The organism is Streptomyces poriticola, from assembly GCF_036689765.1.
GTDB lineage: Bacteria > Actinomycetota > Actinomycetes > Streptomycetales > Streptomycetaceae > Streptomyces > Streptomyces poriticola.
This window is the reverse complement of the sequence record NZ_JBAGKH010000008.1, coordinates 114,333-128,051: the sequence shown is the minus strand read 5'-3', so window position 1 is coordinate 128,051 and position 13,719 is coordinate 114,333. Positions and strand designations below refer to the sequence as shown.

The 13,719-nt window shown below is 73.1% G+C and carries 13 protein-coding genes and 1 pseudogene; 1 reads left to right on the top strand and 13 read right to left on the bottom strand.

Annotated features, from left to right (window positions below; translation table 11 throughout):
- Positions 1 to 27: 27 nt before the first annotated feature.
- The 5 genes and pseudogenes from V5O46_RS15050 to V5O46_RS15030 all read right to left on the bottom strand — a co-directional run bounded on the left by V5O46_RS15050 (position 28) and on the right by V5O46_RS15030 (position 6,984).
- Positions 28 to 723 carry a demethylmenaquinone methyltransferase gene (locus tag V5O46_RS15050; RefSeq protein ID WP_332885093.1) on the bottom strand — a complete coding sequence of 232 codons (696 nt, stop codon included), beginning with the start codon at positions 721 to 723 and terminating at the stop codon, positions 28 to 30.
- A 46-nt stretch (positions 724 to 769) separates the two neighbouring features.
- Positions 770 to 1,369 (bottom strand): imidazolonepropionase-like domain-containing protein, encoded by a 600-nt coding sequence (locus V5O46_RS15045; RefSeq protein ID WP_332885092.1) that lies wholly within the window; start codon positions 1,367 to 1,369, stop codon positions 770 to 772.
- Between the two features lie 7 nt (positions 1,370 to 1,376).
- The gene (gene mqnC, locus V5O46_RS15040) at positions 1,377 to 2,576 is read right to left on the bottom strand and encodes a cyclic dehypoxanthinyl futalosine synthase (RefSeq protein WP_332885091.1); all 1,200 of its coding nucleotides are present in this window, start codon (positions 2,574 to 2,576) and stop codon (positions 1,377 to 1,379) included.
- A 69-nt stretch (positions 2,577 to 2,645) separates the two neighbouring features.
- Positions 2,646 to 3,167: pseudogene (locus V5O46_RS31935) on the bottom strand (prepilin peptidase); the annotation flags it as partial.
- 757 nt (positions 3,168 to 3,924) lie between these two features.
- The gene (locus V5O46_RS15030; RefSeq protein WP_332885089.1) at positions 3,925 to 6,984 is read right to left on the bottom strand and encodes a BTAD domain-containing putative transcriptional regulator; all 3,060 of its coding nucleotides are present in this window, start codon (positions 6,982 to 6,984) and stop codon (positions 3,925 to 3,927) included.
- A 270-nt stretch (positions 6,985 to 7,254) separates the two neighbouring features.
- On the opposite strand from V5O46_RS15030, the gene V5O46_RS15025 reads away from it, so the two are divergent.
- Entirely contained in the window at positions 7,255 to 7,479 is a 225-nt protein-coding gene (locus V5O46_RS15025) for a hypothetical protein (RefSeq protein ID WP_332885088.1), read from the top strand.
- A gap of 158 nt (positions 7,480 to 7,637) precedes the next feature.
- Here the strand turns inward: V5O46_RS15025 and V5O46_RS15020 are convergent, their stop codons facing one another.
- From V5O46_RS15020 to V5O46_RS14985, 8 genes are all read right to left on the bottom strand, one after another.
- Positions 7,638 to 8,108, bottom strand: a complete 471-nt coding sequence (locus tag V5O46_RS15020) for a TadE/TadG family type IV pilus assembly protein (protein WP_332885087.1) — start codon at positions 8,106 to 8,108, stop codon at positions 7,638 to 7,640.
- A 77-nt stretch (positions 8,109 to 8,185) separates the two neighbouring features.
- Positions 8,186 to 8,677 carry a TadE/TadG family type IV pilus assembly protein gene (locus tag V5O46_RS15015; RefSeq protein WP_332885086.1) on the bottom strand — a complete coding sequence of 164 codons (492 nt, stop codon included), beginning with the start codon at positions 8,675 to 8,677 and terminating at the stop codon, positions 8,186 to 8,188.
- Entirely contained in the window at positions 8,678 to 9,058 is a 381-nt protein-coding gene (locus tag V5O46_RS15010; protein WP_332885132.1) for a TadE family protein, read from the bottom strand.
- Between the two features lie 229 nt (positions 9,059 to 9,287).
- Positions 9,288 to 9,539, bottom strand: a complete 252-nt coding sequence (locus V5O46_RS15005) for a hypothetical protein (protein WP_332885085.1) — start codon at positions 9,537 to 9,539, stop codon at positions 9,288 to 9,290.
- Positions 9,540 to 9,613: 74 nt separating this feature from the next.
- Positions 9,614 to 10,534: a type II secretion system F family protein gene (locus V5O46_RS15000; protein WP_332885084.1), complete on the bottom strand. Its 921-nt coding sequence runs from the start codon at positions 10,532 to 10,534 to the stop codon at positions 9,614 to 9,616.
- Positions 10,531 to 11,520 carry a type II secretion system F family protein gene (locus V5O46_RS14995; protein ID WP_332885083.1) on the bottom strand — a complete coding sequence of 330 codons (990 nt, stop codon included), beginning with the start codon at positions 11,518 to 11,520 and terminating at the stop codon, positions 10,531 to 10,533. Before V5O46_RS14995 ends, V5O46_RS15000 begins: the two co-directional genes overlap by 4 nt.
- Before the next feature lie 8 nt (positions 11,521 to 11,528).
- Entirely contained in the window at positions 11,529 to 12,836 is a 1,308-nt protein-coding gene (locus tag V5O46_RS14990; RefSeq protein ID WP_332885082.1) for a CpaF family protein, read from the bottom strand.
- Positions 12,833 to 13,705, bottom strand: a complete 873-nt coding sequence (locus V5O46_RS14985; RefSeq protein ID WP_332885081.1) for a hypothetical protein — start codon at positions 13,703 to 13,705, stop codon at positions 12,833 to 12,835. Before V5O46_RS14985 ends, V5O46_RS14990 begins: the two co-directional genes overlap by 4 nt.
- Positions 13,706 to 13,719: the final 14 nt, after the last annotated feature.

The following is a 13,719-nucleotide window of genomic DNA, read 5'->3' as shown; positions in this document are numbered from 1 at the left end:
CGGGCGCCCTGCGGGGCCGGCCCGCGCTCAGTCCTCCTTGAACCCGCGGTGGAGGGCGACCACCCCGCCGGTGAGGTTGCGCCAGGCCACCTTCGACCAGCCCGCCCCGCCCAGCCGTGCGGCGAGGCCCGCCTGGTCGGGCCAGGCGCGGATGGACTCGGCGAGGTAGACGTACGCGTCCGGGTTGGAGGAGACGGCGCGGGCGACCGGCGGCAGCGCGCGCATCAGGTACTCGGTGTAGACCGTGCGGAACGGCGCCCACGTGGGGTGCGAGAACTCGCAGATGACGACCCGGCCGCCAGGTCGCGTCACCCGGTACATCTCGCGCAGCGCGGCATCCGTGTCCTGCACGTTGCGCAGCCCGAAGGAGATGGTGACGGCGTCGAAGACGTCGTCCCGGAACGGCAGCCGGGTCGCGTCGCCCGCGGTGAACGGCAGCCAGTCGTGGCGCCGCTTGCCGACCTGGAGCATGCCGAGGGAGAAGTCGCAGGGGACGACGTACGCCCCGGTCCGGGCGAAGGGGAGGGAGGAGGTGGCGGTCCCCGCCGCGAGGTCGAGGATCTTCTGCGCGGGCCGGGCATCGACGGCGCGGGCGACCTCCCTGCGCCACACCCGGTCCTGGCCGAGCGACAGCACGTCGTTGGTGAGGTCGTACCGTTCCGCCACGTCATCGAACATCGAGGCGACTTCGTGCGGCTGCTTGTTCAGGGAGGCGCGGGTCACGGGCCCATTCTTGCAGGCGGGCCGCCGGGCCGACGGAGCACCCGCCCTACGTGCGCCGGTACACCAGGCGGCCGCCGACGACCGTGGCCACGCAGGTCGACGCACCGAGGCGGACCAGCTCCGCCCGGTCGGGGACGTCGAACACCGCGAACCGCGCGGGGCTGCCGGCGCCGAGGCCGGGCAGCAGCACGAGCGGTACCGGAGAGAAGGACGCGGGCCCCGGCAGGGAGGCGGGACGTCCGCCCAGGGCGAGGCCGGCCCGGCGTACCGCGTCCAGGGCGGCTCGGCCGCGCAGTTCACCGGCGACGGCGACCGTTCCGTGTGCCAGCATCCGCTGCACTCCGCGGCGGGCGCTGGCACCCGGTGCGGACGCGTCGGCACGCAGCAGCGCCTGTGCGCGCGGCCCGAAGACCGGTTCGGTGCCGAGCCGGTCCGCCTCGCGCGGGTCGGGGTGGTAGGCCTGTTCCAGGAGTTCGGGGCCGTAGGGGTTGAGCAGCCCCGGCGTGAGGATGCCGGGCCAGCGCCGCACCCGCGCCCGCGGGTGGTCGGCGGCCAGTTGCCCGTACGGGCCGACGGCGGCGAGGTGCGTGCCGTCGACGAGGACGGCCGCGTCGGGTGAGGCCTCGGCCACGTGGATCGTCAGCATGATGACGTCAGTTGGAGGCGAGCAGCTTCAGTTCCGGATGGGCGGTGCCGCCGTCGATCGCGGTGGACGAGATATGGGAGACGACACGCTCGTCGACCGGGTCGTTCGCCGGGTCGTCGTGCACCACGAGGTGCTCGTACGTCGTGGAGCGCTGCGCCGGGACGCGGCCCGCCTTCCGGATCAGATCGATGATCTCCAGCCGGTTCGAGCGGTGCTTGGCCCCGGCCGACGACACGACGTTCTCCTCGAGCATGATCGAGCCGAGGTCGTCGGCGCCGTAGTGCAGGGAGAGCTGACCGATCTCCTTGCCGGTGGTCAGCCACGAGCCCTGGATGTGCCGGACGTTGTCGAGGAACAGGCGGGCGATCGCGATCATCCGCAGGTACTCGAAAACGGTGGCCTGGGTGCGGCCCTTCAGGTGGTTGTTCTCGGGCTGGTAGGTGTACGGGATGAAGGCGCGGAAGCCGCCGGTGCGGTCCTGCGCGTCCCGGATCATCCTGAGGTGCTCGATGCGCTCGGCGTTGGTCTCGCCGGTGCCCATGAGCATGGTGGAGGTGGACTCGACACCGAGCCTGTGCGCGATCTCCATGATCTCCAGCCAGCGCTCGCCGGACTCCTTCAGCGGCGCGATCGCCTTGCGGGGCCGCTCCGGCAGCAGTTCGGCGCCGGCGCCGGCGAAGGAGTCGAGGCCGGCCTGGTGGATCCGGGTGATGGCCTCCTCGACCGCCACCCCGGAGATCCGGGCCATGTGCTCGACCTCGCTCGCCCCCAGGCTGTGGATGACGAGCTGCGGGAACTCCTTCTTGATGGCGGCGAAGTGCCGCTCGTAGTACTCGACGCCGAAGTCCGGGTGGTGGCCGCCCTGGAACATGACCTGCGTCCCGCCGAGTTCCACCGTCTCCGCGCAGCGGCGCAGGATGTCGTCCAGGTCCCGGGTCCAGCCCTTGTCCTTGTCCTTCGGGGCCGCGTAGAAGGCGCAGAACCGGCACGCCGTGACGCACACGTTGGTGTAGTTGATGTTGCGCTCGATGATGTACGTGGCGATGTGCTCGGTACCGGCGTAGTTCCGCCGGCGGACGGCGTCGGCGGCGGCGCCGAGGGCGTGCAGCGGGGCGTCGCGGTAGAGGACGAGAGCCTCGTCGGGGGTGATCCGCCCACCGGCGGCGGCGCGGTCGAGGATGGGCTGAAGGTCGGCCTTCTCGGTCACCGGCGTCCCTTTCATAAGGGGTGTGGACGGACCCGACCAGCGTACGCCAGGGGTTACGCGCGATTTGCGTCAGGCCGTGTACGCGCCCGCCAGCAGCCCCAGGAACGCGCCCGCGATGAGGAACGGCCCGAACGCGATGTGCGTCTTGCGCCCGGCCCGGCGCAGGGCGACGAGGGCGCCCCCGTACAGCGCCCCGAGCAGGAACCCGGCGAAGGTGCCCAGCATCACCGTGCCCCAGCCGTACCAGCCGAGGACGGCACCGGCCCCCAGGGCCAGCTTCACATCGCCGAAGCCCATGCCGGCGGGGTTGATCAGCCACAGCACGAAGTACCCGGCGCCAAGGACGAGGGCGCCCAGCAGGGCGGTGGTCCACGATCCGGTGTGCTCGGGCGCGAGCGTGACCAGGCCGAGCAGGGCGAGGGCGGCGCCGGCGAACGGCAGCGTGAGCGGGTCGGGCAGCCGGGCCACGCGCAGGTCGACGACGGCCAGCAGCACGCCTACGGGCGCGAGCAGCAGCCAGACGGCCAGCTCGGGCCGGGCGCCGGTGGCAGCGGCGAGGGCGGCGCAGACGAGGGCCGTGATGGTGGCGGGGAGGGCGGGGCCGGGGGCGTACGAGGGGGTGTCGGGGGCGGGCGAGGGGAAGCCGGGGCCGCGCGAAGAGATGTCGGACCCGCGCGAGGCGGAGCCGGGGGTGGGCGAGGCGGAGCCGGCGGCGGCTGACGCGTTGCCGGGTGCGAACGGCGCGGCGGATTCGGTGTCGGGGACACCGGAGGCACTGGGGGCACTGGGGGCGCCGGGAGCGCCGGGAGCGCCGGGAGCGCCGGAGGCACCGGGAGCGCCGGAGGCACCGGGAGCGCCGGGAGCGCCGAGGGCACCGGGAGCGCCGGAGGCACCGGGAGCGCCGGGAGCGCCGGGAGCACCGAGGGCACTGGGGGCGCCGGAGGCATCGGGGACACCCGCGTCCCCCGTATCCCCCGCGGCGCACTGTCCGCACCGCGCCCCGCCGAGCCACCCGGCGAGCAGGTGCCCGCGCGGGCACCGCTCCCGCCACGGCTCCCCGGCCGGCGCGGAGAACCGGTAGGCGGCCCGCGGCAGCAGCGCCCCCGTCCCCGCACCCCACAACACGGCGACCACGACCACCAGCGCCTCGATGCCACCCTGCATGTCGGCGCTCAGCACCCGGCGCCCATTGCGCCCATGGCACTCGTGGCGCCCACGGCACGCATCACGCCCGCCGTGCCCCGCGCACCGATCGAACCCGTCGCACCCGTCGCACCCGTCGCAGTCACCATGATCACCGTGGTCATCGCACCCATCACAGTCACCGTGGTCACCGCACCCATCGCGGTCATCCGGCCGCAGCGGCGCCCTCGCGCCACGTCGGCAGCAGTTCGTCGAGCAGCGCCTCGGTGCGCGGCGGCAGTCCGCGGGCGCCGCTGCGGCCGACCAGGTCGTCGGCGAGGGCGCGGAGCCGGTCGGCATCGCCGGTGGCGTGCGTGGCGCGCAGCAGCTCGTGCCACAGCCGCTCGTCGTCCGGAGCGGTGCGCAGAGCGGCGTTCAGCGCCTCGATCGCCTTCTCCGCGCGGTCCTTCTCCATGTGGAACTCGGACAGCGCCAGCCCGGTGTCCGCGACGAGCAGCGGCAGCTGGGCGTCGACGATCTCGTGGCCGAGCCACCGGTAGCGGCCTTCCGGCCGGTCGGCGAGCAGCGGCCCGCGCACCAGCACCAGGGCGTCGGTGAGCATCCGCCCGCGCACGGCACGGCTGTCCACACCCTTGCCCTGGGTGGCCTCGTGGTAGAGGGAGCGCAGGACGTCCAGGTCGGAGACGACGGACCGGGCGAGGGTGAGCCGCCCGGTGGCATCGCTGCGCAGCCGCGGGCTGCCGTCGGTGTCGGTGCCGAGCCAGTCGCGCAGCCGCTCGAAGAGCGCGTCGCGTACGTCGTCGGTGACACCGCGCGGCCACAGCGCCGACGCCAGCACCCGGGGGTGGACGCCCTCACGGTGCAGCAGGAGCAGCGCGAGCGCCTCGTGCAGCTGGGCGCTGCGCTCCCCGTCGGGGTCGTCCAGGCCGATGATCTCGTACGGGCCGACGAGCCGGGCGTAGACCGCGGGCCGCCCCTGCTCGCTGATGTCGACGAGGAACGGCGGGGCGGCGCCCGGCCCGCCGTCGGCCGGCCCGCCGGATCCGCGCTCGGGGTCGGCCTCGACGAACAGCTCGACGACGGCCCGCTGCTGGGCGGTCGGCAGCAGCTGGGCGTCGAGTTCCAGCCCGAGCAGCGGGGCGAGCAGCTTGCCCTCGCCGGTGATCTCCATCTCCCAGGCGGCGCCGGGCAGATCGCCCGACTCGGTTCCGACGAGGTAGCCGATGCCGAGGCGGCCGGCGTCGGCGGCGAGTTCGGCGAGGCGGCGGGCGTCGTCGTCGGACGGCTGGGCGGCGAGCAGGACGAGGTGCGGGGCCCAGCGGGTGTGCTGGGCGGGTCCGGTGCGGCCGGTCAGTACGGAGTCGTGCCCGGCGGCGCCCAGTGCGCCGCGCCGCTGCCGGGTCTCCGCGGCCATCGTCTCGAACAGCGCCTCGACGTCGTCGAGATGGCGAAGCCGGTTGGGCGCCAGCGGCGTCAGATCCTCCCCGAATCCGACGAGGGTGATCGTCATCCGGTCCGACCAGCCGTTGGTGGCCAGTTCGGCGGCGACGGAAGCGAACACGGCGGCCCGGTCGGCCTCCCGGCCGCTGAGCGAGACGATGCCGGGCACGGACTCCAGGTTGAGCAGGAGCCGGGCGTCGTCCATGGTGCCGAGGCTGACGAGGCCGGGGTAGGGGGCGGCGGTGTCCACGTCCTCGTACCGCTCGGCGTCGTCCTTGGCGAGCATCCAGAACGTCTGGTCCTGCCCGAGCTGCCAGGGCGCGGGCGGCTTGCCGGCGGGCTGGGCGAGTTGCAGATGCAGATCGCCGTTGCTGAGCCAGGCGGCATAGACGACGGGCAGCGGGCGGGAGTCGGCGGCCAGCGCGGCGGACAGTCCGCGCAGCGAACGGTCGAGCAGCCGTACGCCGTCGGGGTCGGCACCGACGAGCAGCGCGTCCTGCGCGTCCTGCGCGTCGCCGGTCGGCGTGGGCGGCTCCATCCCGCGCCTGGCGCCGACACCGCCGAAGGCCGACTGCCACAGTGCCTGGCGACGCCGGTGGCCGAGGGCGCCGAGCAGGCCGGCGGCGAGGAGCGGGGCGGCGAGGAGCGCCTCGGGCAGCCCGAAGGGGGACTGACTCCCGGATTCCGTGGCGGCTTCGGCACCGGGAGCCGGGGCCGGGGCGGGCCGCTGCTCGGGAAGGGAGACGCGGGAGTCGGAGCCGTCGGCACGGCCGCCGGGCTCGGCATCGCCCTGCCCGCCGCCATGAGCACCGCCGCCATGGGCACCGCCATGAGCACCGCCGCCATGGGCACCGCCATGAGCACCGCCGCCATGGGCACCCCCGCCCTGGGCGTGATCGCCGGTCCGGGCGTAGTCCTGGATCTCCTGCTGCACCTGCTCGGAGACGTTCGGCGCCTCGTCGGGCATCTCGACGAGCTCGCCCCCGCGTGCGTCGCCCGGCATCTCCATGATCCAGCCGGGCCGGATCAGGCTGGCCTCGGAGAGCCGGGAACCGTCCGGCTGCACCCGGTCCTTGTTGAGCGCGAAGATCTCCTTGTACCGGCGTCCGTCCCCGAGGTGCCGCTCGGCGATCTCCCAGAGGGAGTCGTGGTGCCGGCCCTCGGGCGGCTGGATCCGGTAGTACTTCGTGTCGCCGTGCGCGGCGGCGCGGTCGGCGGCGGCGTCGGACTGGGCGGACGCCTGCTCCGCCAGCGCGCCCGCGGCACTCGTGGCGGACCGCTCCTGCTGCTGGGAGAAGACGCCCGGCGTCTGCTGCGCGGCGGCGACCGTCGGCTTCTGGTTCCCCTCCAGGCCCTGCCCGAGCTGCGACAGCCCCGGCGTGAGGCTCGCGGCACCCGCGCCGATGAGCAGCAGCGCGGCGACGAGCTGCCGGGCCAGCAGCTGGCTTGGCCCGGACCCCGGCACCCGGCCCGGCACTCCGACGCCGGACAGCGCGGCCCGGACCTCGACCAGCACGCAGGCGGTGAACTGCGCCCAGGCCAGCCAGACGACGACGGTGAGGATGTTCAGGAAGGTGCGGACGGTGATCTCACGCTGCAGCCAGTCCAGGCTCGGCGCCCCGTCCGGGAACGGCCATCCGCCCACGGTGGCCAGCGCCAGCGGCACCCCGACGACCAGCCCCAGCAACGCGACGAACGCGAGGAACGCCTTGACGACGTCCCCGAACGTCCGCCGCCGCACACGCACGGGCTGGGGCGTCCGGTTCCTCGGAGCCGTCGAGCTTCCCGTGGAGCTGGACGAGCTTGAGGTGCGGCGTCGCGGCATGGCGGGTGTCCCGGGTTGTCGTGGGGTGTCGGTGGTGGTGCGTCGGTGGGGGTGTACTGAGCCTACAGAGATCTTATGGACTCACGCGGAGCCCGTCGAAGGGGAGCCCGATAAGCCCGACTTGGCGTCATTGCTCACCGCCGCACGCCCCGACCGGGGAAGAACAGCCGTGGCCCACCGCGCCCGACATGGACGCCGGGTTCTCCCAGGACCGCGCGTGGGTGCGTTTCCTGCACGGACAAGAACCTGACGGTCATCGGCGCACCTTCGGTGCTCGACCCCGAGGTGTCGCTCTTCGCCCAGAACACGAAGGACCGGCTCAGGTACTGCACGAACGGGGCGGAAGCCCCGACCGAGCACCACAAGACGGGCAAGGGCGAGGGCAATCCCCCGGGCACCGATCCGGAGGTCGCCTACACGGTCACCATGCAGAAGTCCGCAGAGAAGGTGCGGCAGGCAGTGTCCACCGCGTCGAAGAGCGGTGGCTGCTCCTGATACGGCGGTGTACGAGGCTGCCGGCCGGAGTCCTCGCCCCGGCCCGGGCGGTCGTCCTCGCCGGCACCTCGGCGCAGGCCTTCGGCGGCGGGGGAACCAAGGCCGGACTCCGGCACCGGAACCCGCGTCACCCGGAACTCCGGCACCCGCCACCTGCGTCACCCCACCTCGTTCTCCGCCACCGCCTGTCCGCGGACCACCACGTCGCCGCCGTAGAACATGCCCGTGAACACCGGGGAATAGGTGAGCTGGACCTGGACCTGGACCTGGTCGGCGTCGGCGGACACGCAATGGGTCGCGGCGATGTCCGCGTTCGTCATGTCCATCTCGGCAGCGAACGCCTTGACCCGTGCGTTGCAGTTCTCGTAGTTGATCGGCGCGGGGCCGCCCACGTCGTCGTAGAGGGCCTCGCGGTCGATGTCCTGGGCGGCGTAGCGGGCGGCCTGTTCGGCGATGTCGGCGGCGCGTTCGCGCTTCGAGATGGACAGGCCGCCGTCGATGACGAACGCCGAGAGGGCGAGGAAGACCAGCGCGAAGATGATGACCGCGCCGGCGCCGGAGCCCCGGTCGTCGAGGGGGGCGCGGCGGGCGGACGTCCAGGCGTGCAGCCGGTACTTCGCGTTCCTCAAGCCCCTCGCGTTCCTCAAGCCCCTCGCATTCCTCGCGAGCCTTGTATTCCTCACACCGCTCACACCGTTCACACCGCTCACGCCGTCCTCCGGTACGGGTCGAGCGGGGAGCTGAAGCTGGCCGACAGCGTCGTCGGGATGTCCAGGCCGATCATCGCCAGGCCCCGCACCTCGCAGCTCACCTCGACCGTGAAGAGGGTGTCGGGTTCGAAGCCCTGGCTCTTCTGGACCACCGAGACCGGGCCGGAGCAGACGTCCGCGAGGTCCGCCTCCGCGGCCCTGCGCGCCTCCGCCATCGCCGTCGCGTGGTCCTTCTGGATCGAGCCCGCGCGTGCCGCGTCCCGCGCCGCGCCGTCGAGGGCCCCGCGGCCCCCCACCAACTGGCCGAAGCCCACCAGGACCAGGATGAACAGGATCATCACCGGGGCGATGATCACCACCTCGACGGTGGACAGGCCGCGGTCGCCGGACGGTGGGCACTCGGCCGGCGAGGGCTCCCCCGGTGAGGACTCGGCCGGCGAGGACTGCCGGCTCGTGCGGAGGCAGCGGAAGCGGACGGGGGCCCTCATCTAGTTGCCCCCGTCCTGCACGAACCGCTCCACCGGGCCCGTCGACTGCGCGTGCACCGTCAGGTCCAGTCCCGGGAAAACGGTCGGGATCCGGGCCGTGATCTCCACGCCGACGGTGTTCTGCTCCGGCTGCAGCATCTTGACGTCCGGTGCCAGGACCAGTTGGGGGCCCAGCTGGTCGATGTAGCTGTCGACCACGTCGCGTGCCTCGCCCCGCCACGCGCCCGGCTGGTCGTGCGCTGTGGCCCGCGCCTTTCGCGCCCCCGCCTGCGCCGCCGCCTGGGCGACGTGGTCGGCGAAGAAGTACAGCGCGAACTGGACGGTCGCGAAGATCATGAAGAACAGGATCGGGGTCAGCAGCACGAACTCGATCGCCGTCATGCCGGAATCACCGCGGGCGGCGGCGGCCTCCCGTGCGGCCACCACCCTGCGGCGTATCCATCCGCGGTAGCCGCGGCATCCGCGGCATCCGCGGTAGCCGCGGCATCTGCGGCACGCGCGGCATCTGCGGCATGCGCGGCATGTACGGCTTCTGCGGGCACTCACGTGCAACCCCGTCACCCCGTTGTCGGTACGTGCTTCGCGCCGCGCCTACGGCCGGCGCGTCAGGTCAGCAGGTGTTTCCGGCATCCGCACCCTTGATGCAGTCACCGACCTTGTTGGCGCCCTCGCTCAGCGCGGCGTTGATGATCGCGGCGACGACGCCCACGATCGCCACGACGACCGCGGAGATGATGACCCACTCGACCGCGGAGGCACCGCGGTCCAGTTCGCCGGAGCGGGCGCGCTCGACGCGGGCCTGCAGGAAGGTGACCAGGAAGTCCACGGCAGGGATACCGGTGCGGAAGTTCCGTCCGTTCATGATGTGCTGTCCTCTCGAATCAGTTCTGGAAGCGGCGTCGGGCTGTGTCGCCGGCCGGGGCGTCAGCGGTGCCGTCACACCTGGAACACCCGCATCGCCGCCGGAAAGATCAGGAAGACCAGGAACCCGGCGCACAGCAGCAGCTGCGCAACGAGCATCGACTGCGACTTCTCGCCCGCGCTGCCCTCGATCTCGGCCAGCTCGCGGTGGCGCATGGTCTCGGCACGGGAGGCCAGGGACTCGCGGACCTTGGCGCCGTCGTCCGACACCAGGGCCAGCGAGGCCGACAGGTCCTTCAGCTCCTCGACGCCGAGCTCGTCGCCGAGCTGCCCCAGCGCCTGCCACTGGCTGATGCCGGTGATCCGGGCGTCCGCGAGGGCGCTGCGGATCCGCTGGGCCGCCCAGCCGTCCGACACCTCCGCCGCCGCCATCAGCGCCTCCGGCAGACCGCGGCCGCCGGCCAGGCTCATGGAGACCAGGTCCAGATAGGCGCCGATGACGCGGCGCAGGTCGCGGCGCTTCTCCGCCGCGTCCCGCCGGACCTCCAGGTCGGGGAGGAAGAAGAACACCGCGGCGCACGCCAGGGCCAGCCAGACCGGGATGACCGGGCCGGATCCGAGCCCCAGCGTCCACACGATCGCGAACAGGAACGGCCCGAAGAACAGGCCTGCCACGCCCAGCAGCACCTTCGTCGCCAGGAACTTCTCCCAGCTGCGGTCCAGTACCGCCAGATCCGCGCGCAGCGAGCGCTGTTCCCAGCCCTGCTGCAGATACAGCTCGGCGACCCGCGTCCCCACCTGGGCGCGCAGCGAACCGAGGCGGCCGGTGTCCTGCGCCGTGCGGGAGGACTCGTACGCCGCCCCGCGCGCCCGCATCGCGTCGATCCGGGCGACCTGCGCGAGCGGGCTGCGTCTGCTCGGCATCAGGGCGCGTACGAGGACGTAGACGCCGAGGCCGATGAGGGCGCCGATCAGGACCGGCATCGTCAGGTTCACCGTCGTACCCCTTCCTCCGGACGGGCCCCTTCCGCGGGGGCCGGGGTCCGGGGACGGACGAACTGCACCGGCGACGCGTCCCGCACCAGGAAGCGCTCCGGCGTCTCGATGGTGGACAGCTTGCGCAGCCACCAGAAGCCCAGCGCGAACAGCCCGCACACGCAGGCCAGCACCAGCTGGCCGACGGCCGTGCCGTACGGCTCGACGAAGTCGCGGTTGAAGACGGACAGACCGAGGACGAACGCCACCGACACCGCCACCACGATCTGCACCGAGCGCCGGGTCGAGGCGCGCTGCGCCATCACGCGCTGACGCATGTCGACCTCCTCGCGCGCCGACTTGGCGAGCGCGCCGAGCACCTGGCGCAGCCCCGGCCCGCGCAGCCGCGCGTTGAGGATGAGGGCCGCGACGATGATGTCGGCGGAGGCGTCGTCGATCTCGTCGGCGAGTACCTGCAGCGCGTCGGGCAGCGGGGTGCGCGCCCTGAGGCGGTCGACCAGGGCGTCCAGGTGGGGACGGAGGACGGGCGCGGCGGCGCGGGCGGAGGACGGGATGGCCTGCTCCAGACCGACGGCGCCGGCGATGGTGTCGCGCAGCGACTCCGTCCAGGAGGCGAGGGCCTCCACGCGGCGCATGGCGGCGCGTTCCTCGGCGGCACCGCCGAAGAGCCGGTCCCAGAAGAAGACGAGGACGCCGGCCGCGATACCGGCGATGGCCCAGCGGGTGAGGAGGAGGACGGCGATGCCGACGAGCGCGGCGAGCGAGCCGCGCTGACCGGCGAAGCGGAGCAGCTCGTTGGCGCGCTCGGTGGCCTTCTGCTTCTCGTGCTCCGGCTTGGCGGGCAGTCCGCGTGCGGCGACGAGGAACAGCGCGAGGCCGCCGCCGACGGCGACGCCGCAGGCGAGGGCGTACAGGACGGTGGTGGAGAACAGGCCGCCCGTGGAGCCGAGCGAGCCTGCCGCCGCGAGAGTCGTGGAGGTCGTCACTTGATCGCTCACCCCCACGTTCCGCTGGGCCGGTAACCGTAGGCGATCAGTTCCTCCAGGCAGGCTATGGGGGCGTGCGCCACGACCCGTCCGTCGGGCGCCTCGGTGAACACCTCGCTGGAGAGCACCCGCCCGTCGACGCCGTTGACCTCGCGGACCGAGGTGACCATGCGCTGGAGCCGGCCGCCGCTCTGGAAGCCGTTGCGCCGCTGGACGAAGACGACGAAGTTGACGGCGCCGGCCACCAGCATCTGGCTGGCCTCGATCGGCAGCCGTTCCGTCGCCTGCAGGGCGTAGGTGGAGATGCGGTTGAACACCTCGTGCGAGCTGTTGGCGTGGATCGTGGACAGCGAGCCGTCGTTGCCCTGCGACATCGCGTTGAGCATGGTGACGATCTCGTCGCCGAGCACCTCGCCGACGATGACCCGGGAGGGGTTCATACGCAGCGAGCGGCGGACCAGTTCCGCCATGGTGATGGCGCCCTGGCCCTCGGAGTTGGGCAACCGCTCCTCGAACGCCACCACATTGGGGTGGAGTTCGACGAACGTGTCCAGGCCCAGCTCCAGGGCGCGCTCCACGGTGATGAGCCGCTCGTGCGGTGGGATCTCGTTGGCCAGGGCCCGCAGCAGCGTGGTCTTGCCGGCGTTCGTGGCGCCCGCGATCATGATGTTCTTGCGGGCGCGGACCGCGCAGGCCAGGAAGTGACCCAGCTCGGGGGTGAGGGTGCCGTTGCCGACGAGATCGGAGATGAAGACCTTGCCCATGCGGGCACGGCGGATGGACAGCGCCGGGCGGCGGGCCACGTCCATGACCGCGGACAGCCGCGAACCGTCCGGCAGCCGCAGGTCCAGCTGCGGGTTGGCGGAGTCGAAAGGGCGGGAGGACAGACCCGAGTAGGCTCCGAGGACCTGGATCAGCTCGATGAGCTCCTCGTCGGTGTCGGCGACCGGTTCGCCGCGCACCTCGCGGCCGTCGGAGTAGCCGACGAAGACGTTGTCGCAGCCGTTGATGTCGATGTTCTCGACCTCGGGGTCGTCCAGCAGCGGCTGCAGCCGCCCGACGCCGAACAGCGCGGCGTGCACGGCCGCCGCGTACTGCTCCTCGGTCTCCGCGTCCAGCGGCGTCCGTCCCGCGTTGATCTCGGTGCGGGCGTACTCCTCCAGGATCTGGGCTATGACGGCGCGCGCGTACTGCCGCTCGTCCTCCGTCGACATCGGCGTGACGCCGCCCACCTGGTCCAGGCGGCGCTGCTCGGCGATGCGGTCGCCGGCGTCCTGCCGGAACCGCTTGACGAGCTGGTGGTCGACAGCGGTCATCGCCCGGCCTCCGCATGCCCGTTCACCGGGTACCGGTCGGGTGCGGATGCGGGTGCGGCGCCGGGTACGGACCAGGCGGCGCCGTACTGCTGGTACAGATCGGCGGTGACCTTGCGGGCGGAGCGGACCAGCAGCGACTTGTCCAGCCTGCCCCGCCTGCGGCCGGCCAACTGGTCGGCGCCGGACGGGTCGTCGGCGAGGGTGCCGACCACCCGGGCGCCCGTCTGGGCGTGTACGAGCATGTCGTTGACCTGGCCGGCGAGCTTGCCGGCGGTGCTGGTGTCGGCGATCAGCACGACGCCGATCGCGGGCATGGCGATGCTCGCGGCACCGCGCGGCCCGCCGTGCAGCTTGGCGGACAGGGCCGCCGCGCGGTCCCGTACCCGCGCCAGCGCCTCCGGCTCGGTACGGGAGATCAGCAGCACCAGCGCGGCGTGCGGGAACAGTTCGGTGGCCGGGGTGTCGCCGCTGATCCGGCCGCAGTCGGCGATCACGTCGGCGGGCGCGTGCTGCGACTCGGCGAGCGAGGAGAAGGCCCGGCCGAGGGTGGGCCAGAGCCCGGCGAGTCCGGCGGCCTGCTCGGCGATCCCGAGTCCGACGAGGACCTCCAGGCCGCCGCTGAGCGGCTGGACGTGGTCCCAGAGCTGGTCGGGCACGAGTCCACGGCGCGCGGTGGCCGCGATGGACAGCATGCCGGTGTTGGGGTTCAGCGGCCCGCCGTGCGCTGCGGCGGAGCGGTACACCAGGTCCCCGCCGGCCGGGTCGGTCTCGGCGAGCAGCACCCGCCGCGGCCAGACCGCCGCGAGAGCGACGGCCGCGGTGGTGACGCCGGGGGAACCCTTGTCGGCGGCTAGGGCGATGAGGGCCATGGCTTCGGGCCGCC